This window comes from Alteromonas hispanica, assembly GCF_010500915.1.
Lineage (GTDB): Bacteria > Pseudomonadota > Gammaproteobacteria > Enterobacterales > Alteromonadaceae > Alteromonas > Alteromonas hispanica.
Window position 1 is genome coordinate 108,494 of the sequence record NZ_JAAAWP010000008.1, and the last position, 24,306, is coordinate 132,799.

The 24,306-nt window shown below is 44.3% G+C and carries 20 protein-coding genes; 11 read left to right on the top strand and 9 right to left on the bottom strand.

Annotated elements, in window-relative coordinates:
• The first annotated feature begins 53 nt into the window (after positions 1–53).
• From ftsZ to mutT, 5 genes are all read left to right on the top strand, one after another.
• Positions 54–1,223 (top strand): cell division protein FtsZ, encoded by a 1,170-nt coding sequence (ftsZ, locus tag GTW09_RS13235; protein WP_071980376.1) that lies wholly within the window; start codon positions 54–56, stop codon positions 1,221–1,223.
• Positions 1,224–1,518: 295 nt separating this feature from the next.
• Positions 1,519–2,430, top strand: coding sequence for a UDP-3-O-acyl-N-acetylglucosamine deacetylase (gene lpxC, locus GTW09_RS13240; RefSeq protein ID WP_071980375.1), 912 nt, complete (start codon positions 1,519–1,521; stop codon positions 2,428–2,430).
• Positions 2,431–2,619: 189 nt separating this feature from the next.
• The gene (locus GTW09_RS13245; RefSeq protein ID WP_163112264.1) at positions 2,620–3,498 is read left to right on the top strand and encodes a M23 family metallopeptidase; all 879 of its coding nucleotides are present in this window, start codon (positions 2,620–2,622) and stop codon (positions 3,496–3,498) included.
• A gap of 188 nt (positions 3,499–3,686) precedes the next feature.
• On the top strand, positions 3,687–6,395 hold the full coding sequence (secA, locus tag GTW09_RS13250; RefSeq protein WP_163112265.1) for a preprotein translocase subunit SecA: 2,709 nt from the start codon (positions 3,687–3,689) through the stop codon (positions 6,393–6,395).
• Positions 6,395–6,787 (top strand): 8-oxo-dGTP diphosphatase MutT, encoded by a 393-nt coding sequence (gene mutT, locus GTW09_RS13255; RefSeq protein ID WP_071980372.1) that lies wholly within the window; start codon positions 6,395–6,397, stop codon positions 6,785–6,787. The genes secA and mutT overlap by 1 nt, the downstream gene beginning before the upstream one ends.
• A 211-nt stretch (positions 6,788–6,998) precedes the next feature.
• Here the strand turns inward: mutT and GTW09_RS13260 are convergent, their stop codons facing one another.
• The 9 genes from GTW09_RS13260 to GTW09_RS13300 form a co-directional block, all read right to left on the bottom strand.
• A complete protein-coding gene (locus GTW09_RS13260) occupies positions 6,999–7,895 on the bottom strand; it encodes an aspartoacylase (RefSeq protein ID WP_163112266.1) in 897 nt (298 codons plus the stop codon).
• Positions 7,896–7,916: 21 nt separating this feature from the next.
• On the bottom strand, positions 7,917–8,144 hold the full coding sequence (gene yacG, locus GTW09_RS13265; RefSeq protein ID WP_071980370.1) for a DNA gyrase inhibitor YacG: 228 nt from the start codon (positions 8,142–8,144) through the stop codon (positions 7,917–7,919).
• 249 nt (positions 8,145–8,393) lie between these two features.
• On the bottom strand, positions 8,394–9,146 hold the full coding sequence (gene zapD, locus GTW09_RS13270; RefSeq protein WP_071980369.1) for a cell division protein ZapD: 753 nt from the start codon (positions 9,144–9,146) through the stop codon (positions 8,394–8,396).
• Between the two features lie 358 nt (positions 9,147–9,504).
• Complete coding sequence (gene coaE / locus GTW09_RS13275) at positions 9,505–10,110, bottom strand: dephospho-CoA kinase (protein ID WP_203565760.1); 606 nt, start codon at positions 10,108–10,110, stop codon at positions 9,505–9,507.
• Positions 10,111–11,019 (bottom strand): prepilin peptidase, encoded by a 909-nt coding sequence (locus GTW09_RS13280; RefSeq protein ID WP_163112267.1) that lies wholly within the window; start codon positions 11,017–11,019, stop codon positions 10,111–10,113.
• Positions 11,020–11,182: 163 nt separating this feature from the next.
• Entirely contained in the window at positions 11,183–12,394 is a 1,212-nt protein-coding gene (locus GTW09_RS13285; RefSeq protein WP_163112268.1) for a type II secretion system F family protein, read from the bottom strand.
• A gap of 77 nt (positions 12,395–12,471) precedes the next feature.
• Complete coding sequence (locus GTW09_RS13290) at positions 12,472–12,897, bottom strand: pilin (protein ID WP_275407125.1); 426 nt, start codon at positions 12,895–12,897, stop codon at positions 12,472–12,474.
• Between the two features lie 430 nt (positions 12,898–13,327).
• Positions 13,328–14,182, bottom strand: coding sequence for a carboxylating nicotinate-nucleotide diphosphorylase (gene nadC, locus GTW09_RS13295; protein WP_338024962.1), 855 nt, complete (start codon positions 14,180–14,182; stop codon positions 13,328–13,330).
• Between the two features lie 33 nt (positions 14,183–14,215).
• Positions 14,216–14,734: a retropepsin-like aspartic protease family protein gene (locus GTW09_RS13300; RefSeq protein WP_163112271.1), complete on the bottom strand. Its 519-nt coding sequence runs from the start codon at positions 14,732–14,734 to the stop codon at positions 14,216–14,218.
• A 263-nt stretch (positions 14,735–14,997) separates the two neighbouring features.
• On the opposite strand from GTW09_RS13300, the gene ampD reads away from it, so the two are divergent.
• The 6 genes from ampD to lpdA all read left to right on the top strand — a co-directional run bounded on the left by ampD (position 14,998) and on the right by lpdA (position 24,183).
• Complete coding sequence (ampD, locus tag GTW09_RS13305) at positions 14,998–15,537, top strand: 1,6-anhydro-N-acetylmuramyl-L-alanine amidase AmpD (RefSeq protein ID WP_163112272.1); 540 nt, start codon at positions 14,998–15,000, stop codon at positions 15,535–15,537.
• A gap of 109 nt (positions 15,538–15,646) precedes the next feature.
• Entirely contained in the window at positions 15,647–16,546 is a 900-nt protein-coding gene (gene ampE / locus GTW09_RS13310) for a beta-lactamase regulator AmpE (RefSeq protein ID WP_163112273.1), read from the top strand.
• Between the two features lie 365 nt (positions 16,547–16,911).
• The gene (locus tag GTW09_RS13315) at positions 16,912–17,658 is read left to right on the top strand and encodes a GntR family transcriptional regulator (RefSeq protein WP_071980358.1); all 747 of its coding nucleotides are present in this window, start codon (positions 16,912–16,914) and stop codon (positions 17,656–17,658) included.
• Between the two features lie 188 nt (positions 17,659–17,846).
• A complete protein-coding gene (aceE, locus tag GTW09_RS13320) occupies positions 17,847–20,522 on the top strand; it encodes a pyruvate dehydrogenase (acetyl-transferring), homodimeric type (RefSeq protein WP_163112274.1) in 2,676 nt (891 codons plus the stop codon).
• Between the two features lie 21 nt (positions 20,523–20,543).
• Positions 20,544–22,619, top strand: a complete 2,076-nt coding sequence (gene aceF, locus GTW09_RS13325; RefSeq protein ID WP_163112275.1) for a pyruvate dehydrogenase complex dihydrolipoyllysine-residue acetyltransferase — start codon at positions 20,544–20,546, stop codon at positions 22,617–22,619.
• A gap of 142 nt (positions 22,620–22,761) precedes the next feature.
• Entirely contained in the window at positions 22,762–24,183 is a 1,422-nt protein-coding gene (gene lpdA / locus GTW09_RS13330; RefSeq protein WP_100972778.1) for a dihydrolipoyl dehydrogenase, read from the top strand.
• The last annotated feature ends 123 nt before the right edge of the window (positions 24,184–24,306 follow it).

Sequence of the window (24,306 nt, forward strand, 5' to 3'; positions counted from 1 at the left end):
CTTTGTAGATGACCTAGTGTAGTGTTTTAAAGACGTACAACCGGAGAGTAAGTATGTTCGAATTAATGGATAGTCACGGCGAAGAAGCCGTAATCAAAGTCATCGGCGTAGGCGGTGGCGGCGGTAATGCTGTTGAGCACATGGTGTCTCAAAGCATTGAAGGCGTAGAGTTTATCGCGGTAAACACCGATGCACAGGTACTTCGTAGTTCAAATGCAGACATTACTCTGCAAATTGGCTCAAGTGTGACTAAAGGGTTGGGCGCAGGCGCCGATCCCAATATTGGTAGAGATGCTGCGCAAGAAGACAGAGAAACTATTCGTCAAGCGTTAGACGGCGCCGACATGGTGTTTATCACTGCCGGAATGGGTGGTGGTACCGGGACAGGTGCTGCGCCCGAGGTGGCAAAAATTGCTCGTGAAATGGGTATTCTGACTGTTGCAGTGGTAACAAAACCGTTTCCTTTTGAAGGGAAGAAACGTACCTCTTTTGCAGAGCAGGGCATTGTTGAATTAGCTAATAACGTAGACTCGCTTATTACTATTCCTAACGAAAAACTGCTCAAAGTGATGGGGCCAGGTACGCCATTACTTCAAGCATTTAGTGCGGCAAACGACGTGTTACGCGGTGCGGTTCAAGGTATCGCTGAACTGATTACACGCCCTGGTTTGATCAATGTGGATTTCGCCGACGTAAGAACGGTTATGTCTGAAATGGGTAAAGCCATGATGGGCAGTGGCGCGGCAAGTGGTCCAGACCGCGCTGAAGAAGCTGCAGAATCAGCTATCGCCAGTCCACTGTTGGAAGATATCGATTTGTCGGGTGCACGAGGTATTCTTGTTAACATTACGGCTGGCCCAGATTTCGCTATCGACGAGTTTGAAACAGTAGGTAACGCAGTAAAAGCGTTCGCTTCTGAAAACGCGACAGTGGTTGTTGGTACTGTTATTGATATGGAAATGACTGACGAGCTTCGTGTTACCGTTGTTGCAACGGGCATTGGCGCAGAGCGAAAGGCTGATATTTCTTTAGTAAGTACTGAGGGTTCACGTTTAACTCAGCCGGCTAAAGAATACGGAAGTAGCAACAACGCTGGTGAGTCGCGTTCTTCTGTTGGTGGTACCGAAGGTAACCAAGCATTAAAAGCAGAAGACAGCGCTCAGCCTGACAATGATTTGGAATATTTGGATATTCCTGCGTTTCTACGTAAACAGGCAGATTAACGTACTGCCTTGTTTTCTTGAAAAACTGTAAAGGGCTTCGAGACACTGTGAAAGGCTGCGAACAACTGCGAATAATTGCGCGAAGTTGCAGGGAATTTTTTGTTCTGTTAGGGTCTTACGCATAGCAATTAGTTAAACACTGTGTATGCGTAGGTCAAATTAGGACCTGCATAGGCGCTAACATAGATAGAGACAAACGCTGCGGGGAAACCCTGTATTTGTGTGTTTTTTGACATGTGAGTAATAACTCACTATAATTCGCGCCCGCTTTTTTAAAAGGTAAAAGCATAAGCAAATGATTAGACAACGTACAATCAAGCAATCGGTTCAAGAAACTGGTATTGGTCTGCATAAAGGGGAAAAGGTCACGATGACTCTCCGGCCTGCGCCTGCGAACACGGGGATCGTGTTTAGGCGTGTTGACCTTAACCCACATGTTGATATTCCTTCTCGCGCTAATGCGGTAGGGAACACTATGCTGTGCACGTGTTTAAATAACGAAGACGGTGTAACTATTCAGACCGTTGAACATCTTGCTTCTGCTCTTGCTGGCTTGGGTATTGACAATATTATTGTTGAAGTAGACAGCAACGAATTGCCTATCATGGATGGAAGTGCAAGTCCGTTTGTATTTCTTCTTCAAACCGCTGGTATTGAAGAACTTAACGCACCAAAGCAGTTTATTCGTATTAAAAAGCCTGTGCGTGTTGAAGACGAAGATAAGTGGGCCGAACTTGTGCCCTACGACGGTTTTCGCGTCGATTTTAAAATCGATTTCGATCATCCTGTTATCAGTGAAACCCGCCAGCATATGGTGATGGATTTCGATTCGTGTTCATACGTTAATGAAGTGAGCCGTGCGCGTACGTTCGGTTTTATGCGAGATTTAGAATACATGAATGCTAATAACCTTGCACTAGGTGGCAGCATGGAAAACGCAGTGGCGCTAGATGAATTTCGCGTTCTTAATCCCGAAGGTTTGCGTTACGATGACGAATTCCTAAAGCACAAGATCCTTGATGCAATCGGTGATCTGTACTTAGGTGGAAACAGCCTAATTGGTGAGCTTAGAGCTTACAAAACAGGGCATGGCCTAAACAACAAACTTCTTAACGCGTTACTTGCGCAGCAAGATTGTTGGGAATATGTGACTTACGACTCTCAAGAGTCTGCGCCAATTCGCTACGCACAGCCCGTATTAGCATAATTTCAAAAAGCCGCCTTTATGGCGGTTTTTTTTCACGTGGCAATCGTTCAAATAAATGATAAAGTAAGCCACTATTTTGTAGTACTTTCACCTCAACGCTCATAACGAAGCGACTAACAAAAAAGCGTTGGCGATATCGCTAAGCGCAAAGCAATGAAAAGAGTGTGAAACCCAAATCCGTTACGTGGTATGAAGTTAACAATTACACTAGCAGGTAAAAATACACGCTATCGGCACAGTGTCAGTGTTCGTACGCTTGTGAGCGCAACTGTGCTTACTTCTATTTTTATGCTTGTGTCTAGTCGTTCAACAGAATCAGTTCCTGAAGATATTGCTCGTGTTCGTTTAGCGCAAACTCAGTTAGACGAATCCAAAGACGATATTGAATCACTGAAGAAAGAAACCACAACGAAATTAAACGTTTTACTATCTCGCGTGGCTGAGCTCTCGGCTAAAGCTACCTTGCTCAATGAGCAGGGAAAGGAGATAGCAACAGAATTAGGTATGTCAGCGACTGACCTGGACGCTTTCGTACCGGTATCGATACCAGACAACACCCAAGACGACCCCATTCTTCATGAGATAGCAAAGCTAGAGCAATCACTCGACTTGAAATCGCAACAGTTAGCTATGCTTGAAAATTTAGTACGGGGTCACCATATACAAGAGCAGAGTCGATTATCTGGTCGTCCGATTGCGTCGGGGTGGTTGTCTTCTTATTACGGTATGCGTGCCGACCCGTTTACTGGCGAGCCTGCTATGCACAAAGGGCTGGACTTTGCTGGGCAAGCGGGAATAGACGTAGTATCTACAGCGGCAGGTATTGTTACCTGGGCTGGCGAACGCTATGGCTATGGCCAACTTGTAGAAATTGATCACGGAGATGGTTTTGTTACCCGTTATGGGCATAACGATACCTTATCTGTTTCGATAGGTGATGTGGTTACCAAAGGGCAACCTATCGCAAAAATGGGCAATACCGGTCGCTCGACCGGGGCCCACGTTCACTACGAAGTAATAAGAAACGGAAAACAAGTCGATCCTCTGCCTTTTGTAAGAAAAAAGTAAGGTAGCAGCCAGGTTAGTAGGTTTTACACCTGCATCAAGGGTAGCAAGCAATGAAAACGCTGTTCGTTTTTGCGCGCTAGTTACATAAAAATCGCAAGGCATTGCCTGGTATTGGTATACGCCTTAATTATTTAATTTTGCTGTACTTTTGGTATAGCGTCTCGACAAGTAGTGGAATAAAAAAGCTAATGTTTTCAAGCATCCTAAGAAAAGTATTCGGAAGTAGAAACGACCGACTATTAAAAAAATTACGTAAAAACGTAGATGCCATCAATGCACTGGAAGCAGAGTATGAAAAGCTTTCTGATGAGGCGCTAAAAGCGAAAACCGAAGAATTCAAAGCCCGCATTGAAAAGGGTGAAACCTTAGATGCGCTGCTCAACGAAGCGTTTGCTACGGTAAGAGAAGCCAGTAAGCGTGTTTATGGTATGCGTCACTTTGACGTTCAAATGCTAGGCGGGCAAGTTCTTCACCAAGGTAACATTTCAGAGATGCGTACTGGTGAAGGTAAAACTCTTACCGCTACGTTGCCTACTTACTTAAATGCACTTTCTGGAAAAGGTGTTCACGTTATTACCGTGAACGACTACCTTGCCAAGCGTGATGCGCAGTGGAGTAACCAACTTTTCAATTTCTTGGGTATGGAAGTAGGTTGTAACGTGCCGGGCATGTCATCTGAGGAAAAGCGTAAAGCCTACCAAGCTGATGTGACATACGGTACGAACAACGAATTTGGGTTTGATTATCTTCGCGACAACATGGCGTTTAGCCCACAAGACAGAGTGCAGCGCCCACTTAACTATGCAGTCGTGGATGAAGTTGACTCAATCTTGATTGATGAAGCACGAACGCCTCTTATTATCTCAGGTCAAGCTGAAGATAGCTCTGAGCTTTATCGTCGTATCAATACGATAATTCCGAAATTAGTACAGCAAGAAAAAGAAGACGAAGAAGGCCAGGAAGGTGACGGCGATTTCACAATCGACCTTAAAGCCAAGCAAATTCACCTGACCGAGCGCGGACAACTTCATGTTGAAGAAATTCTGCAGGAAGAGGGTGTGTTGCCTGAGGGTGAATCACTATTCGCCGCAGGAAATATATCATTATTGCACCACATTAATGCTGCGCTACGTGCGCATAAGCTCTTTACCAAAGACGTAGACTACATTGTTAAAGACGACCAAATTGTCATTGTTGATGAGCACACGGGTCGCACAATGGAAGGCCGCCGTTGGTCAGAAGGCTTACACCAAGCTGTAGAGGCAAAAGAAGGTGTTCGCATTCAAAACGAAAACCAAACGCTTGCGTCTATTACCTTCCAAAATTACTTCCGCATTTATAACAAGCTCGCGGGTATGACGGGTACCGCAGATACTGAAGCATTCGAATTTCAACATATTTATGGTCTTGAGACTGTGGTTATTCCAACGAATAAACCTATGCAGCGTAAAGACATGGCCGACCTCATTTACCTAACGGCCGAAGAGAAATACGAAGCCATAGTAGAAGATATAAAAGATTGTGTTAAGCGCGGTCAGCCTACTCTGGTAGGTACGGTATCTATCGAAAATTCGGAGCTTATTTCACGAATTCTGAAAAAGGCAAAAATTCCGCACAAAGTATTGAATGCTAAGTTCCACGAGCATGAGGCTGATATAGTTGCCCAGGCGGGTAAAACGGGTGCCGTTACTATCGCTACAAATATGGCGGGACGTGGTACAGATATCGTGCTTGGCGGAAATTGGCAGGCCGAAATTGAAAAAATTGAGAACCCAACTGAAGCTCAAATTGAAAAGATAAAAGCAGAGTGGAAAAAGCGTCACGACGAAGTGCTTGCCGCCGGTGGTTTACATATCATTGGTACCGAGCGTCACGAATCACGTCGTATTGACAATCAGCTTCGTGGTCGTTCTGGTCGTCAAGGTGACCCGGGCTCAAGTCGTTTTTATCTGTCGCTAGACGACGCACTTATGCGAATATTTGCCTCTGAAAAAATGGGCAACATGATGAAGCGCTTAGGTATGGAGCGTGGCGAAGCTATCGAGCACCCGTGGGTAACTCGCGCTATCGAGAATGCACAGCGCAAAGTGGAAGGTCGCAACTTCGATACTCGTAAGCAGCTTCTTGAATACGATGATGTGGCCAACGACCAACGTAAAGTTATTTACGAGCAGCGCAACGAACTGCTGGACGAGGGCGATATTAGCGAAACGATTACAGCAATTCGCGAAGATGTTATTAGCAGCGTAGTGGATGAATATATCCCGCCACAGTCGTTGGAAGAAATGTGGGATGTGAAAGGGCTGGAAGAGCGCCTTAAAGCAGATTTTGCCACTGATCTACCCCTTCAAACATGGCTAGAAAACGACGACAAGCTTTACGAAGAAAAGCTTAGAGAGCGTATTCTGGAGGAAGTGGTAAGCGCTTATACAGAAAAAGAGAAAATTGTTGGCCCAGAAGTGCTACGTCAGTTTGAAAAAGCGGTAATGCTGCAAAATTTAGACAGTCACTGGAAAGAGCATTTGGCGGCAATGGACCACTTGCGTCAGGGAATTCATTTGCGCGGTTACGCTCAAAAGAACCCTAAGCAGGAATATAAGCGAGAGTCTTTTGCGCTGTTCTCTCAAATGCTTGAAACTCTGAAAGTTGAAGTAATAACAATTCTTGCGCGTGTGAAAGTGCAGGCCGAAGAAGATGTACAAAAAGTTGAAGAGCAGCGTCGTCAGGCTGACGATGTGCCCAAAAACTTTGAGCATCAAGACGCCTCTGCAAAGCCAGAAGAAGCAAGCGACACGCCTCGTACCGCAGTGAGAAACGGGCCTAAGGTTGGTCGTAACGACCCTTGCCCATGCGGTTCTGGTAAAAAGTATAAGCAGTGCCACGGTAAGTTAAGCTAATGAAGCGAGTACACGTTGCCGTGGGCGTAGTTGCCCGCGGTAGTGATATCTTTACCACTCTTCGCTCGAAAGACGTCCACCAAGGCGGTAAATGGGAGTTTCCCGGGGGCAAAGTAGAAAACGGTGAAACCGTGACTGAAGCACTCAAGCGGGAACTTGCTGAAGAGATTGGTATAGATGTTTTGTCTAGCGAGCCACTCATAGTTATCGAGCATGACTATGGTGATAAGTACGTAAAGCTAGATGTGCATCGCGTGACTAACTTCAATGGCGAGCCTCATGGCAAGGAAGGCCAGTCATCACGCTGGCAGGCTGTTAATGACTTAAACGTGAAAGACTTTCCGGAAGCTAATGTGGCTATCATTCAAGCGTTAACGGAAGAGAATAAATAAGCAATTGAATTAGCTGGTAGCTCAACCTGCTGGTATTGGCAATACAATTGTTTTTCGTGAGAGCAGCTAACGCTGAATTAAAAAAGCAGCTAACGCAGAAATAAAGAAACAGCTACGCGATGTAGCTGTTTTTTTATGTGCGGTATTCCTATGCTACTTCCACGCTATTTCTGTGGACAGTTTTAAGCTTGATATCAATAGCAGAGAAAAGTTAGATTTCTATGCGTTCAGATGTGGCAAACGCCACGTCTAACTTGTGATAGGCGGCCTCATTAATAAAGTGAGGGTAGGTAGGCTCATCGCCATGCCACACGATATCTTTACCATCAAACCCTCTAAACATAGGGTTACCGGGCATTAACGGCACAAAATCATTATCTTGAATAGAATGATGAATCATTGCCGTGCGATTTCCTTCTTCGTTGAGCGGAAATGACACATTTTCTCCTAAACGAAATGCCTCACACGGTGGCAAATTATCGCACTCATTGTTATTTAGTGCGATACAAAAACTCAACAGCACTTCTGCCATTTTTTGTGTAGACAAAAATACATCTTCTCTCAGCACGCCTTGTGGCTGTGCGCCTACTTCTATCATTACCCCCAGCTTTCCGGTAGTGCATAAATAGCCGTGCTCATGATAGGGCTTCTCATCTTCTACCAGAATATTGGCTTCGGGCATGTGTTGTTTTACGTAGCGAGCCATTTTTATATATACATCGCTGGTATCAAGAATGATAAGGGTTGCACCCATATTGCTGGTGGTATTGTGAATATCAATCACTAAATCGGTTGTTGAAGCACCTTTGGGACCTAGTTGAGCATTGATCGCTGCTGCAAGCTCTTGTTCTTGCGAGATGCTGCCTAAAGAGTTTGGCGTCTTGGTGTGCCGACTACTCGAAAGTGCTTGGTTAGTAAATTGGCGATTGAGATCTTCCTCTAAAAATCTCACGTTTGCAGCAATAGCGGCGGGGTTAGCTTTGTAGAGCGTAATATCTAGGCTGCTAAACTGAGACGGTACGCCATTATCTTCCCAGTTTTGAACGAGCTGAATACCGCTCATTTCGTTACCGTGAGTGCCACCGACTAATGCGATAGAATTAATCATGATGTTCCTTTAAAAGAAAAATTAGTGTTTAAAAAAGTCGTCTGGCTGCTCGGCTAGCATTGCTTCAATCTCTTCTATATCGATAGATTGCGGCGTTGCATCATCGGCAGGCTTGCCCGCTATTTTTCTGTCTTCTCCAGCCCACTCACCTAAGTCAATTAGCTGACATTTTTTACTACAAAAAGGGCGATATTCACTTTCGGGTGACCAAACTACGGGTTTGGTACATATGGGGCATTTGACTTCCATCTATCTCTCCAATAAAAGAATTTATATCAAGGATGAAAATAAGACTATAAACTAAGTACTCAAGCTGAGCTCTTAAAATAAGCTTCCATCCAAGCTATCAAATCAAGTCTTTAAGTTACGTCTTCGAGTCAGCATATTGAAAAAGCAGCGTATAAAATAAATCAAAAGCAGCACAAATAAGGAGCCCTAAAAAAGAGTTCACCAGTGCTAAAATACGTTAAGTAACATTAAATGTAAGCGTGTTATAGGTTAGCAGGCTGCCAGAAGGAATTGAACGTTTTCTTCCACTGAACCACTTTTACTGTCTTCAGTTGAAAACAGCATAAAGCGCAGCGCGTAGCGATACTTATTACCACTCAGAGTAGGGTAGTAGCCTTCATCTACACGACATTTTACGCGAATAAGTTCATTTTTATCTTCGGCGGCACCTTGGAAGAAACCACTTTCAGCAACTGTGGTTTTGAACTGACCTCGTTCGCGAATAAACGATAGGCTTACTGTAATGGCATCGTCTAGCAAAGCAAGGGTTTCTAACCATTGTGTTATTTCATTTAGACGACGTTCTAGAGGCTGGTGAAGCCAAAAATGTAAATTAGGTAGGTCAAAGCTGCATGCCCCACCGGGTATGGCGAAACGCTGCCTAATGGAGCTTAAAAGCTTATCTTCTTTTAACGCATTGCCAAACCGGCCGTCGGTTTTAATCTTTTGACGAAGGCGTAGCACTGTTTTGAGTGCATGTTCTAAAGCAGTAGTATCAATTTTGGGGTGCTTAGACCAATACACGAGATTTTTTTCGTGGGCTTCTAAATCTTTAGTTAAATCTGAACGAAGATCGATGCGTTCTATCAAGTCAAGCAGTTCAAAAAGCTGCTCGAAAAATACCAGTTGTAAGCTACTTTGTTCTGCTTTCGCTGTGATTTTAAGTTGGCCAAGCAGCTGCTCTACGCGCAGATAGTTGCGCACTTTTTCCTTAAGGGGAAATTCGAATACAGCGTCGCTCATGGAAATCCTTAAAACACACTTACGTTAGGCGAAAGTCTAAAGCCTAAAGCATAGAGGCGGTTAAGCCAAGTATACTTCTCAATCAAACTCTTCTTTTGATGCTAATTGAGTAAAAAAGTTTCAAAATCAAACAAAAACCAGCGAAAACAAGTTAATTAAAACTTGCAGGCGGAGTGCTCGCAGACAGAGTACGTTTAGACGGAAGACATATAGACAGATTACTTGTACCAAGATTATTTCCAAACAAATTACTTGTAGAAAACTAGGGCACAATTCTTTCAACTTAAGTAGAGAGCCCTTTGTTAAGTACTCTCCGTTAAGTGCCCTTCGAAAATAGCTCTCCATAAAGAGCTTTCCGTTAAGACACCTGCATTAGCAGCTTAGTATGTAACTCGTCAACTTGCTGGTGCAACGATGTAAGCGTAGTGCTGTTATCAAGTACGTAGTCTGCAGCCTTTAAGCGTTCCTCTCTGCTTGCCTGTGCCGCCATGATATTTTTAATGGTTTGCTTGTCACTACTATCTCTTTGCATAGCGCGCTTGAGCTGAATATCCTCTTCACAATCCACCACAACTACCTTACTACACATTTCATAAAGCTTATTTTCTACCAGCAAGGGCACTGATAATATGCAGTAAGGGCTAGATGAGGCTGCAATTAGCTCTAGCATACGCTCACGAATAAGCGGATGTAATAACTTGTTTAGCCATGCTTTGGCTTCGGGGCCTGCGAATACATGCTTGCGCAGTTGGGCTCTGTCGAGAGTGCCGTCATCGAGTAATACGCTTTTCCCAAAGCGCTGCACAATACTGTGTAACCCGAGGGTCCCTGGAGTTACAACGTCTCTTGCCACTTCATCTGCATCAACAACATCGATATTGTGGGTTTTAAAGCGCTCAGTAGCAGCAGACTTACCGCTTCCAATACCGCCTGTTAGGCCAATAACGTAAGGAGTATTGATCATTTATAATACAAGCTCGAGATAGGTAGAAATAATAGTGTCTTTGTATAAAAGGGTAAGCCAACCTGCCACTGCCAAATACGGGCCAAAGGGGATAGCCAGTGACTTGCCTTTATTTTGCGCCACCATTATGGCGATACCTACCACCGCACCAACGAAAGATGATAATAATATTATTACTGGCAAACCTTGCCAGCCCGTGTAGGCACCAAGCGCTGCAAGTAATTTAAAATCGCCATAGCCCATTCCTTCTTTGCCAGTAACAAGCTTAAACAGCCAATACACAGACCATAAACTAAGATACCCAGCAGCAGCGCCTACAATAGCGTCGGTGGTGCTCACAAAAATGCTATTAGTACTTAGCAGTAAGCCAAGCCATAGCAGGGGCAGGGTGAGTTGGTCGGGTAGCAACATTTTATCGAGGTCGATAAAAATAAGCGCTATAAGTATATAGGTAAATAAAACTGCCCAAAGCGCCTGAGGGGTAGGTCCAAAATGAAAAGCGGTAAAGGTACATGCAATGGCTGTAAACAGTTCTACCAGTGGATATCGAGGAGATATACCTGTTTTACAACTGGCACATTTACCTTTTAACAGCACATAGCTTATTACCGGAATATTTTCCCAAGCGCGAATAGTGTGGCCACATTTAGGGCAGGTGCTGTCTGGTTTAACGAGGTTGAAAGGGGCTGAACTGCTCTCGGAGTCACTCTTAGAACCATGTGTAGAATTGGTCCCTTCACCAGTGTCGGCAAAATAACTATCGTATTCCTCTTGCCAGCTACGCTCCATCATAATGGGTAGGCGATAAATAACCACATTCAAAAAGCTGCCAACCATTAAGCTGACTAAAAACACGAGTAGATAGAAGAACTCTGGGTGAAGTTGGCTAAGGGTGATCATTGCATCCATTAAGTTGCTTCCATAAACAGCATTATTATATAGATATATGGTTATGTAAAAAGCTCGCTGGTTAGCGAGCTTGTTTAATCAGGTTTTTTCGGGCAGGTAATTTGTAAGCTTAAGCGTAAATGCTAACCATTAATATCTTGCCTAAGCTTTCTCCCAACGCAATTTATACCACGTTACCCATATCAAATATAGGTAGGTACATGGCAATAATTAGACCACCAATAACAACACCAAGTACCGCCATAATCATTGGCTCGAGTAAGCTGGTTAAGCCATCAACCATGTCATCTACTTCCGCTTCATAAATTGTGGCAATCTTGCTTAGCATTTCATCAACCGCACCAGACTCCTCGCCAATAGCAATCATCTGCGTCACCATATCGGGGAATACGTTAGTCGCACGCATAGCCACATGCATGGGAATACCGCCTGCTACTTCTTTACGCATAAATAAGATAGCATCACGATATACTGCATTACCCGAGGCTCCGGCTGCAGATTCAAGTGCGCCTATCAGAGGTACACCAGCGGCGAATGTTGTTGCAAGGGTACGGGTAAAGCGAGCAATACTGGCTTTTCTGAGAATTTCCCCAATCACAGGAATTTTCAACACGAACTTATCGCAGGAATCTCGCAGCTTTGGGCTTTTCTTGTAAGCACGGCCAAATAAGAAGCCGGCGATACCCACAGCGATTGCGATAAAAATACCGTAATCTTGAACGAAGCGAGAAATACCTAGAACAAACTGCGTGAAGGCCGGTAGTTCAGCGCCAAAACTGCTGAATATCTCTTCAAACTGTGGAACAACGAAAACAAGAAGAATAGTAGTTACAATAAACGCAACTACGACCACAGCTATAGGATAAAACATCGCCTTTTTGATTTTAGATTTTAAGGCTTCGGCTTTTTCCTTGTATGTGGCTATTCGGTCGTAAATAAGCTCGAGGGCTCCAGACTGCTCACCGGTATACACAAGGTCGCAGTACAAATCATCGAAATAGTTGGGGTGTTTTCTCAATGCTGAAGATAGAGGGTTACCCGCTTTAACCTCCTCGGTTATTTCGCCCAGTAACTTTCGCATGCTTACTTTAGCGTGACCTTGGGCAATCATTTCAAGAGATTGAATAAGAGTAACACCGGCGCTTAGCATGGTCGCTATTTGACGAGAGATGACTGAAATATCCGCGGCAGTTATTTTTGCAGCGCCAGAGCCGAAAAGTGGCTTGCTAAGTTTTTTGACTTTGTTGGCAGAGACACCTTGGCGTCTTAATAGGTTTTTTGCCTCAGAAAGAGAAGATGCAGAAATTTCTCCTTTACGGTTATTACCGCTCCTGTCCTTTCCTTGCCAAGTAAAAGTGGCGATAGCTCTGGACATAATTCCACTCTCTTCATCTTAAACAATATAAACTAAAAAGGCCCAGTTATGCTGGGCCTAAAATATGATCCCTGTCATTAACAAATTGTTGCAGGAGTACATGTTGCGGTCCAAACAACCCTGTTACCTTCGAGAGTTGAATCAAGCAGATAAGTCGCTCCGTCTAATCCAGAAGCTACTGAGGCTGTTGCCGTAATGTCGCCGTCAGTTGTTGTAATCAGTACAGTGTTGTTAGTAACACCAGTGTCACCAGCAGCTATGTTTGCAGGAATACCATTGGCTCCACCAGAGCATCCTGTTAGTGTTCCAAGGGTCTGTGCACAAATCTCTACAGCTGTTTTCGCTGCGGCAGTAGCATTAGTCACTTCAGTAAACTTCGCTTTTTGCGTGTAGTTCTGATAAGCAGGCAACGCAATCGCTGCAAGAATGCCGATGATCGCAACAACAATCATTAGTTCGATTAGGGTGAAACCTTTTTGGTTTGTTTTATTCATTTTCATCATGGTCTATCTCCGGGACGTGTATAACACGCTAAGTTTAAATAAATTCAAATTGACGTTTATACCCGAGTCGTCCTTAAACGCCCCTGGTACTTGTTACTCAGTATAGAATTTTATTTGTCACTGACAAGTATCTAGAACTATACCTATGTCTGACTCAACAAGTATGACACGTTCACCTGTACCTTTGCAGGTCTATGTCATTGAACTTTCGTATAAAACTCTTTTTGCTTTCGACGTATATCGGGCAATACAATACTCAAGATTTAATGTTTTAAGTGTTGACCGCTATCGCTGTTCCCGCCTTCATTTTTTTTGCGAATTTTTGCAAGTAATTAACCAGCGTATTCCTCAAAACACAATTTAAGCACACTACATCAAGCCCAGGTACTCTTAAACACTAACGAAATATTACTTAAGCCTGCACTATATATTAGTCCAAATTTATACGCAGCGATAAATCTATCGCCTGCACATGCTTGGTTAAGGCACCAGAAGATATGTAATCCACGCCCAGCTTAGATAAAGAAGACAGTCTCTCGTCGGTAATATTGCCAGACACTTCAAGCTTACACTTACCGTTATTAAGCGCCACTGCCTGTTGGATCTGTTCGTTAGTAAAGTTATCCAACATCACTATGTCTGCACCGGCCTCAAGCGCTAGCTTGAACTCGTCGATACTTTCCACTTCTACTTCTACTGTTTTACCCGGCATAGTTTCTTTAGCCCGGCTCATCGCTTTTTCAATGCCGCCGCAAGAGAATATATGATTCTCTTTTATTAGAAATGCATCGAATAGCCCAACGCGGTGATTTTGTCCGCCGCCACAGCGAACAGCGTATTTTTGCGCATATCGCAGGCCAGGAAGCGTTTTTCTGGTATCTAGAATTTTCGTTTTCGTACCTTGCAAAAACTTTGTGTAAAAAGCAGTGACGGTTGCGTTGGCTGATAAAGTCTGCAAGAAGTTAAGTGCGGTGCGCTCAGCGGTAAGAATAGCGCGTGCAGAGCCAGACAAACTCACCAGCACGGTATCAGCAGCTACGCTGTCACCATCTTCAACATGCCAGGTTACCGTTACCGATTCGTCAATAAGTGCAAATGCCTGATTTACCCATGCCACGCCGCAAATAACGCAAGGTTCTCTGGTGATAATTGTCGCACTAGCCGTTACATCTTTGTCGATAAGGTTGGCGGTAATATCATTATCGGCATTAAGCTCTCCGCCCAAATCTTCTATTAATGCTAAAGAAACTTGCTCGCGTATGGCGTCTATATCGGGTGATGTTATCTTCATCGCTATTGTCTTTTCAGGTTGTCTTTTTTACAGGGTACGCAATATTAACCAATCGCCACGCTGAGTAAACTCTAATTGGCGAAGAACGCTCATTCCAAGCAAAATATGGTTATCTTGCATACCAGGATTTAAGTTTGCCTTTACGTTTCGTAGCTCAATATCGCCAATGCGAAGGGTATCTATTGTCGATTCGGCAATTCTAACAGTGCCATTGGCGGTTCGCGCTAGCCCTTGGCGTCCAGCCTGTAATTGTAACTTGTTAGCTAAATGGGCGGGAACGGCAACGTCGGTAGCTCCGGTATCAACTAAGAAAATAACTTCTTCACCATTAATGAAGCCACTGGTTACATAATGCCCCTGACGATTTTGCTTTAGACGCACCTCGGTTTGTGCACCCATTCGCTCAGAAATTGGGTCACTGTTGGGGTTTACCTGTTTTTCCAATAGGTCTGAGAATACAAAAACCAGCAGTCCCAGACCGCAGACCCAGGCAAGAACCACCATCCATTTGCCAGCAGCACTTGTTTCGTGTTGTTCCTGAGACATTATTCTCTAACCTCTTTTTGCTTATGTAAACGAATGACACTGCATGGCACTGTAATAGTGCACTATGATAAGACATCATTGCCTCTTATAGATACTGTGTTAATTCCTTGTTTTAATTCTGATTGCTATTAGTAAGGTAGCAATGTAACACTTCTATATGTAATCGGTTTTTTGTAAAAGAGATTAAAAACATGTCTCAACCAATTACCGAATAACTTTTATACTCATCATTTGCACCACGTTACGATAAGAAGATTTGCGACATGACAATTTACCACAACGCCACTCTTTTGCCTTCTCCGCACTGCGATGCACGTCCTGATGGAGCCGTGGTGAACGTATTAGTTATTCACAATATCTCTCTGCCACCCTCACAGTTTGGTACGTCGGGGATAAGAGATTTGTTTATGGGTGAGCTCGACCCTACTGCGCATCCATTTTATCAAGAAATTGCCGGATTGAGGGTATCTGCCCACTGCGTTATTTACCGCACGGGTAATGTAGAACAGTTTGTGCCATTTAATGAACGTGCATGGCATGCAGGTCTGTCCACTTTTCAGGGGAAAAGCAGGTGTAATGACTTCTCAATTGGTATTGAGCTTGAAGGCACAGATACGCTGGCATACACCAACGAGCAGTACGCTGCATTAACAGAGCTTACCGAGTTTATCGTTAAGCACTACCCAGACATTACGTTAGGGCGTATTGTAGGTCACAACGATATCGCTACGGGGAGAAAAACCGATCCTGGCCAAGCTTTCGATTGGGCGCGTTACAGAAAAAGCCTGACTCATTTGATATAAGCATTGCTTCAAGCTATTTATAAAGTATGCGAGCTCACAGCGAAATATGATGCAAAAAATGAACAAACGTACAAACAAATAAACCAATAAAGAAGAAGCGACCTACCACATGATTTTAATGAGTTTGCTATTAGTTTTAAGCTTGGAACGGCTGATTAGTAAAGAACCGAATTGGCACATTGAAAAATATGCTAGTCAATACAGAGAATGGCTTACAGGTAAAGGATGGATAGGAAAGAAAAGCAATTCTGCAGTTTTGTATAGTAGTTTGCTGGCTCCGGCTGTCATTTTAGCCGCTGTTGAGTATTTTCTGCTGGGTGCTTTTCTTACCTTTATTGAACAAAGTATTGTTCTATTCCTGTGTATTGGCTGCCCAGCCTTAAGAGCAACTTACAAATGCTTTTTAAACGCAGCTGAGCGTAACGACTTGCAAGCCTGCAGCATGTATACAGACCAGCTTGGTCATTGCGCGAATACACAGAGTGAAAGTGAAGACGGTGAATACGAAGAAAAGAATCAAGGAAGTGCTCAAGTACAGGGAAAAAGCTTTGGGCAACACTTAACCTGGCTTAATTATCAGCATTACGCAGCCGTTATGCTGTGGTTTATGGCATTTGGTGCGCCCGGTGCACTGTTTTACAGTTTAAGTAGAAGCACAACGGAAGCCCTCTGCACGGCGCAACATCCTTTGCGAGAAACTGCTGGTCGTCTTATGTTCGCACTAGATTACGTACCAGTGCGTATCACCACATTTGGAATGCTAATGATGGGGCATTTTTCGAGGGCATTGCCCGAGTGGATAAAGCACGCGTTGCAACTTGATATATCCGCTTACGATGTATTGACGATTATTTCAGCAAAAGCGGAAATGCTCACACCTGAAGAACAGGCATTGCAGGCTGAAAATGCGGCTGTTGAACCCAAGGTTTTAGTAAAATTAGCAAAACGTAATGTTATTTTTTTACTGGTTGTTACGTCTGCACTTACGGTTATTGGCAGCTTGGCATAGCGATTATTTTTTACATTTACCTGTTGGGGAATAGTTGGTCTAATAAAAAACTGCCGCTATATCAGACCTTTTCGTCGCTATTTCCTTCTTTTCTTTCTCATCAGACCAGTAATGATGAGAAAACTTTTCTTAACAAATTCAATTATAAAGCTTTACACGCTGCAAACTGAGCGAGGTTTGCTATGCTTGAGAGTATTTACCTCTAAATCGATCTGCCTTAAACTGTATAGGTAAAATGGTATTACCAATTTTCGTTGTGAGAATATTTCACTGATGTATTCAGTGCATTCACAACTCTTATTGATACCAAAGGACTTCAGCAAAGGACTTCACAATAGGACTTCAACAAAGGAAGACAAGGCCGCATGCGTCAGCAGCGAAAAAAACTAGCAGATGTTATTACCGAGCAGCTTGAATCTATGATTCTTGATGGTTCGCTTTTAGCCGGGCAAAAGTTACCGCCTGAGCGCGAATTAGCGCAGCAGTTTGATGTGTCTCGTCCCTCTTTACGTGAAGCCATTGGTAACCTGCAAGCCCGCGGTTTAGTAGAAAGAAAGCAGGGTGGCGGCACATTCGTTAATCGCAATCTCAATTCTGCTATGACAGACCCACTGATGGACTTAGTGAGTGCGCGACCAGAAACACAGTTCGATTTGCTCGAATTTAGACATGCGTTAGAAGGTATGTCTGCGTATTACGCGGCGCTTCGAGGTCAGCCCGAAGATTACAACGCGCTCAAGCAAGCGCTTAACAATCTTCCAGCACCAAAAGCCAATGAGAGCAAGCGAGAACAAGCGGAAGCGCTAGGCCGATTTTATATCATCATGGCCAGGGCTTCTCATAACATGGTTCTGCTACATGTGATGAGCACCATGCAAAGTATGTTGGTAGACAACATAGAACGAAATTTAGACATGCTTGCTGTGCATAGCGATGCGGTTGCAGATATTGCAAAGCAGCGTCGCGAAATTGTTGAAGCCATTGCTTCACAAGATCCAGAAGCAGCGCGACAGGCATGCAATACACATTTGGCGTTTATTGAAAAAACGCTATTAACCATTAATCAGCGCGACACTCGTGTTCAGCGAGCGTTGCGCCGTTTAGAAATTTAGCCGCGCGCACCGAGCACACGGTTAATTATTCGCAGAGGCCGGTCGGGAGTATTCCCGTGCCACTGCAACAGCAGGTGAGCCAGAACGGGTCACTGTGAGTACAACGTAGTTTAGTTTTCCTCCTTCAATGCAAGGGTTTAGCCATGCACAAGGAGGATTTTCTATATAAGCAAAAATAGGATGGCACCATGACTGATATGATGCACCAAGATGTGGATCCTCAAGAAACTAAAGAGTGGCTAGATGCCCTCGAGTCTGTATTCGAAGAGGAAGGTGTAGAACGCGCTCATTACTTACTTGAGAAGCTAGTTGATAAAGCTCGTCGTAGCGGAGCACACTTACCGTATGACGCAACAACTGCGTACATCAACACTATCCCTGCGGCGCAAGAACCTAACATGCCTGGCGACCTAACGATTGAAGCGCGTATTCGTGCAGCAATTCGTTGGAACGCACTAATGATAGTATTGCGAGCGTCTAAGAAAGATCTAGAACTTGGTGGTCACATTGGTAGCTTTGCCTCTTCAGCCATGCTGTACGATGTGGGTTTTAACCACTTCTTTAAAGCGCCAAAAGATGGCAAGGGCGGCGATTTTATTTTTGCTCAAGGGCATATTTCTCCGGGGATCTACGCTCGTTCTTTCATTGAAGGTAATTTAACTGAAGAGCAGCTAAACAATTTCCGTCAAGAGTGTGCTGGCGATGGCTTATCATCGTACCCTCATCCTCACTTGATGAAAGATTATTGGCAGTTCCCAACGGTTTCTATGGGCTTAGGTCCACTTCAAGCTATTTATACTGCTCGCTTCCTTAAGTACCTAACCAATCGTGGTATAAAAGACTGTTCAGATCAGCGCGTGTACTGCTACATGGGTGATGGTGAGTGTGATGAGCCAGAATCATTGGGTGCAATTGGCTTGGCATCTCGCGAAGGCCTAGACAACCTAACATTTGTTATCAACTGTAACTTACAGCGCCTAGACGGCCCTGTACGTGGTAACGGTAAGATTATCCAAGAACTTGAAGGCACATTCCGCGGCGCAGGCTGGGAAGTGGTTAAAGTCATTTGGGGAAGTTACTGGGATGAACTTCTTGCGCGCGATAAGTCTGGTAAGCTAATTCAGCTTATGGGTGAAACAGTGGATGGTGAATACCAAAACTGTAAAGCGAAGGGCGGAAAATACACCCGTGAAAACTTCTTCAACAAGTACCCAGAAACCAAAGCGCTTGTAGCTAACTATTCAGATGAAGATATCTGGCGCTTGAACCGTGGTGGACACGATCCGGTTAAAGTATTTGCTGCGTATCAAAAAGCTATCGACACCAAAGGTCGTCCAACGGTAATACTAGCGAAAACTGTAAAAGGTTTTGGTCTTGGCTCTTCAGGTGAAGCACAAAACGTTGCGCACAACGTGAAGAAAATGGACGTGGAATCAATTAAGAAATTCCGCGATCGTTTCAACATTCCTGTGGAAGACGACAAAATTGCCGACCTTCCTTACTACCGCTTCCCAGAAGACAGCGAAGAGCTTAAGTACCTTAAAGAGCGTCGTGAAGCGCTTGGCGGTTATTTACCTGCGCGCAGAGAGCAGGCTGAAGAGCAGCTTGAAGTGCCAGAACTTAAAGCTTTTGACGCCATTCTGAAAGGATCTGGCGATCGTCAGGTGTCGTCTACCATGACATTTGTACGCGTACTAAACGCTTTGCTTAAAGACAAGAAAATTGGCAAGCGCATTGTACCCATTATTCCTGATGAAGCTCGTACGTTCGGTATGGAAGGCTTGTTCCGTCAGGTTGGTATTTACGCTAACGAAGGCCAAAAATACGTTCCACAAGATGCCGACCAAGTGGCTTACTATCGCGAAGATAAGAAAGGTCAGGTACTACAAGAAGGTATTAACGAGTTAGGTGCAATGGCATCGTGGGTTGCGTCAGGTACGTCTTACTCAACCTGTAACGCTACCACTATTCCGTTCTACATTTACTATTCGATGTTTGGTTTCCAACGCGTTGGCGACTTAGCATGGGCGGCTGGCGATAGCCAAGCACGTGGTTTCCTTTTGGGTGCAACAGCAGGTAGAACAACACTAAATGGTGAAGGTCTACAGCATCAAGATGGCCACTCACATGTTCAGGCGAACCTAATTCCAAACTGTATTACTTACGACCCAACGTATGGTTACGAAGTGGCGGTTATCATTCAAGACGGTCTGCGTCGTATGTACGGTAACAACGAAAATATCTTCTACTACCTAACGCTGATGAACGAGAACTATCAGCACCCTGCAATGCCAGAAGAAGATGATATTGCAGAGAAAATCATTAAAGGTATCTACAAGCTAGAGCGCGTTGAAAACGACAAGTCTAAGCTTAACGTTCAGTTAATGGGCTCAGGTACTATCTTGAACGAAGTACGTAAAGCAGCGCAGATTCTTTGTGAAGACTACAACGTATCGTCTGACGTTTACTCGGTAACCTCATTCAACGAGCTAGCCCGCGAAGGTCAAGACATAGCACGTTGGAACATGCTAAACCCAGAAGCCGAGCAAAAAGTCCCTTACATCGGTCAGGTGATTACGAAAGATGCAGGTCCAGCAATTTCTGCCACTGACTATGTGAAGAACTACTCTGATCAAGTACGCGCGTTTATCGATACTGAATATCGCTGCCTAGGTACAGATGGTTTTGGTCGAAGCGATAGCCGTGAAAACTTGCGTACACACTTTGAAGTTAATGCGTCGTACATTGTGGTGGCATCACTTTACGAATTAGCTCAGCGCGGTGACGTTGAGAAGAAAGTGGTAGCAGAAGCCATTAAGCGTTTTGATATAAACGCTGAAAAACTTAACCCACTTTACGCGTAAGCCAGATAAGGTATTTTACATATGTCAGATATTCAAAAGATTATCGTACCCGACGTAGGCGGTGACGAAGTTGAAGTTATCGAGCTATGTGTTGCCGTAGGCGACAACATTGAGGCAGAGGAAGGCGTTGTTACTGTTGAAAGTGACAAAGCGTCTATGGACATCCCAGCACCGTTTGAAGGTGAGATTGTAAGCCTGTCTGTATCAGTAGGCGATAAAATCAAAGAAGGCGATGTGATTGGTGAGATGAAAGTTGCCAACGGTGATAGTGACAGCGCTGCTGAAGAGTCATCTTCAGACAACGCGTCACAAGAAGAAGCGCCTAAGCAAGAAGAAGCACCGAAAGAAGAAAGCAAGTCAGATGCAGCGCCCGCTGCGTCTGGCGGCAGCGAAGTGATTGAAGTTGCCGTTCCGGATATCGGTTCTGACGATGAAGTTGACGTAATCGATGTATTGGTTTCAGTGGGCGACACCATCGATAAAGAAGATGGTCTTATTACCCTTGAAACTGATAAAGCGACGATGGACGTTCCTTCAACGCACGCAGGTACAGTGAAAGAAGTTCTTATCAGTAATGGTGATAAGGTAAAAGAAGGCACGGTAGTGATTAAGCTTGAAATTGCTGGTGAAGGCGGTTCAAGCGAGTCGTCTTCAACTGAGAAAGCTGAAAAATCAGAAGCGTCTTCTAGCGAAGAGTCGAGCCAACAAGAATCAGCACCTCAAGCAGAAGCAAGCAGCGAGACTATCGAAGTTGCAGTACCTGATATTGGTGAAGACGGTGAAGTTGACGTTATCGATGTGCTTGTATCTGCCGGCGATACTGTTGAAAAAGAAGACGGCCTAATAACGCTAGAAACCGACAAAGCCACTATGGATGTACCTTCAACACATGCGGGTACCATCAAAGAAGTCTTTATCAAAACGGGCGATAAGGTTAAGCAAGGCACACTAGTCGTTAAATTAGAAACTAGTGGCGGCTCTTCGGCAAGCGCCGAATCTGCTGACAAGCAGTCTTCAGGCAAAGAAGCTAGCAACGCGAATGAAAGTAAAGCTGAAAGCAAGTCAGAAGCGCCTAAAAAGGCTGCAACTGCTAATGCATCAACTGTGAGTGCATCAGAGCAAAAGTCTGTGCCAGCTATACAAGAGTCGGCTCAAGACAACGGTGGAAAAGCCCATGCCTCTCCATCAGTACGTCGTATTGCGCGCGAGTTTGGTGTCGATCTTACCCGGGTTAAAGGTTCTGGTCGCAAGAACCGTATTTTGAAAGAAGATGTTCAAGAATACGTCAAAGCTGAACTGGCTAAGCCTAAAACTGCTGCCGCGTCAGGTAATGCGCATGTGGGTGACAACGTGCTTCAAATTGTGCCGGTTAAACCTGTCGATCACAGCAAGTTTGGTGAAATTGAAGAGCAAAAGCTATCGCGTATTCAGAAAATCTCTGGTCCGTTCTTACATCGTAACTGGGCAACTATCCCACACGTTACCCAGTTCGACGAAGCAGATATCACTGAAGTTGAAGACTTCCGTAAAGAGCAGAATGCTTACCATGCGAAAGTTAAGTCTGGTCTTAAGATCACGCCACTTGTATTCGTAATGAAAGCGGTAGCTAAAGCACTTGAAAAATACGAAGTATTTAATTCTTCACTGTCTGACGATGGCGAAAGCTTAATTATCAAGAAGTTCATCAATATTGGTATCGCGGTGGAAACACCAGGAGGCCTTGTTGTTCCCGTTATTCGCGACGTCAATAAGAAGGGCATTGAAGAACTTTCTCGCGAGCTTATCGAAACATCTAAGAAAGCCCGTGAAGGTAAGTTGAAAGCTGCAGACATGCAGGGCGGCACATTTACAATTTCAAGCCTAGGCGGTATTGGCGGTACGGCCTTTACACCAATCGTGAACGCGCCAGAGGTAGGTATTTTAGGTGTCTCTAAATCAGAGATGAAACCTAAGTGGAATGGCAGTGAATTTGAACCTCGTTTAATGGTTCCGCTAAGCTTGTCATACGACCACCGTGTAATTGATGGTGCGGTAGGTGCAAGGTTTGCTGCAGAAGTTGCTGCCAATCTTACTGACTTACGTAGAATTATACTTTAAAAAAAAATCGTAAAGTGTTTACAATATGATTAACATTTTCGACGATTTTATAAGCCCTTAGGGCAGTATTTAGGTTATGCTAGCACCTATGTGCGTAAGCATCGTGTGTTAGCATAATCAAAAAAGAGGATTGAGGTTCACAATGAGCGAAATTAAAACGCAATTAGTGGTACTGGGCGGCGGCCCTGGCGGTTATTCTGCTGCATTCCGTGCAGCTGATCTAGGCGTTGAAACAGTTATCGTAGATTCGCGCGATTCATTAGGCGGTGTATGTCTTAATGTTGGCTGTATTCCTTCAAAAGCTCTTCTTCACGTTGCGAAAGTAATGAAAGAAGCAAAGCATTTGGCAAGTCATGGCGTGAGCTTTGGTGAGCCAAAAATTGATCTAGATAAAATTCGTGATTACAAAGACGGCGTTGTTAAGCAGCTTACCAACGGTCTTGCTGGCATGTCTAAAATGCGCAAAACCAAGCACGTTAAAGGCTATGGTAAGTTTACAGGCAGCAACACTCTTGAAGTGCAAGGCGACGACGGCGTTACTACTATTACATTTGAAAAAGCGATTATTGCTGCAGGTTCTGAGCCAATCAGCTTGCCATTTATTCCAGAAGACGATCGCGTAATCGACTCAACTGGCGCTTTGGAAATGAAAGATATTCCAGAGAAAATGCTAGTACTAGGCGGCGGTATCATCGGTCTTGAAATGGGTACAGTGTATGAAGCACTTGGCTCAAAGGTTGATGTAGTAGAGTTTTTAGACCAGCTAATTCCAGCTGCCGATAAAGACATCATGAAAGTATTCATGAAAGACTACAAAGAAAAGTTCAACATCATGCTAGAAACCAAAGTAACTGCGGTTGAAGCAAAAGACGATGGTTTGTACGTTACTTTTGAAGGTAAAAAAGCACCTGCTGAGCCAGTTCGTTACGACAAAGTACTTGTAGCCGTTGGTCGTAAGCCAAATGGTAACCTAGTAAGTGCTGACAAAGCCGGCGTAAATGTTGATGAGCGTGGTTTCATCAATGTCGATAAGCAAATGCGCACTAACGTAGACCACATCTTTGCTATTGGCGATCTTGTAGGTCAACCTATGCTTGCGCACAAAGCAGTTCATGAAGGCCATGTTGCTGCAGAAGTGGTTGCTGGTCAGAAGCACTACTTCGACCCACGTGCAATTCCATCAGTTGCCTACACAGAGCCAGAAGTTGCCTGGGTTGGTTTAACTGAGAAAGAAGCAAAAGAGCAGGGCGTAAACTACGAAGTGGCGTCGTTCCCGTGGGCTGCATCAGGCCGCGCAATTGCTCAAGATTCTACAAACGGTTTGACTAAGATGATCTTTGATAAAGATTCTGGTCGCGTTATTGGTGGTGCAATGGTAGGTACAAACGCCGGTGAAATGCTTGGTGAAATTGGCCTTGCCATTGAAATGGGGGCAGACGGCGAAGACGTTGCGCTTACTATTCACGCACACCCAACGTTAAACGAATCAATTGGTCTTGCATCTGAAATATTCGAAGGAAGCATTACCGACTTGCCTAACCCAAAGGCTAAGAAAAAGAAATAAACCTCTTTTCTGAAAGAATCTTGAAAACCCGCTCTCTAGCGGGTTTTTTATTTTCTATTTCTATATTCGTCTTTTCACTTATTTTGCTTAATACCATATATGTTATCAATCAGACGAGTGAAG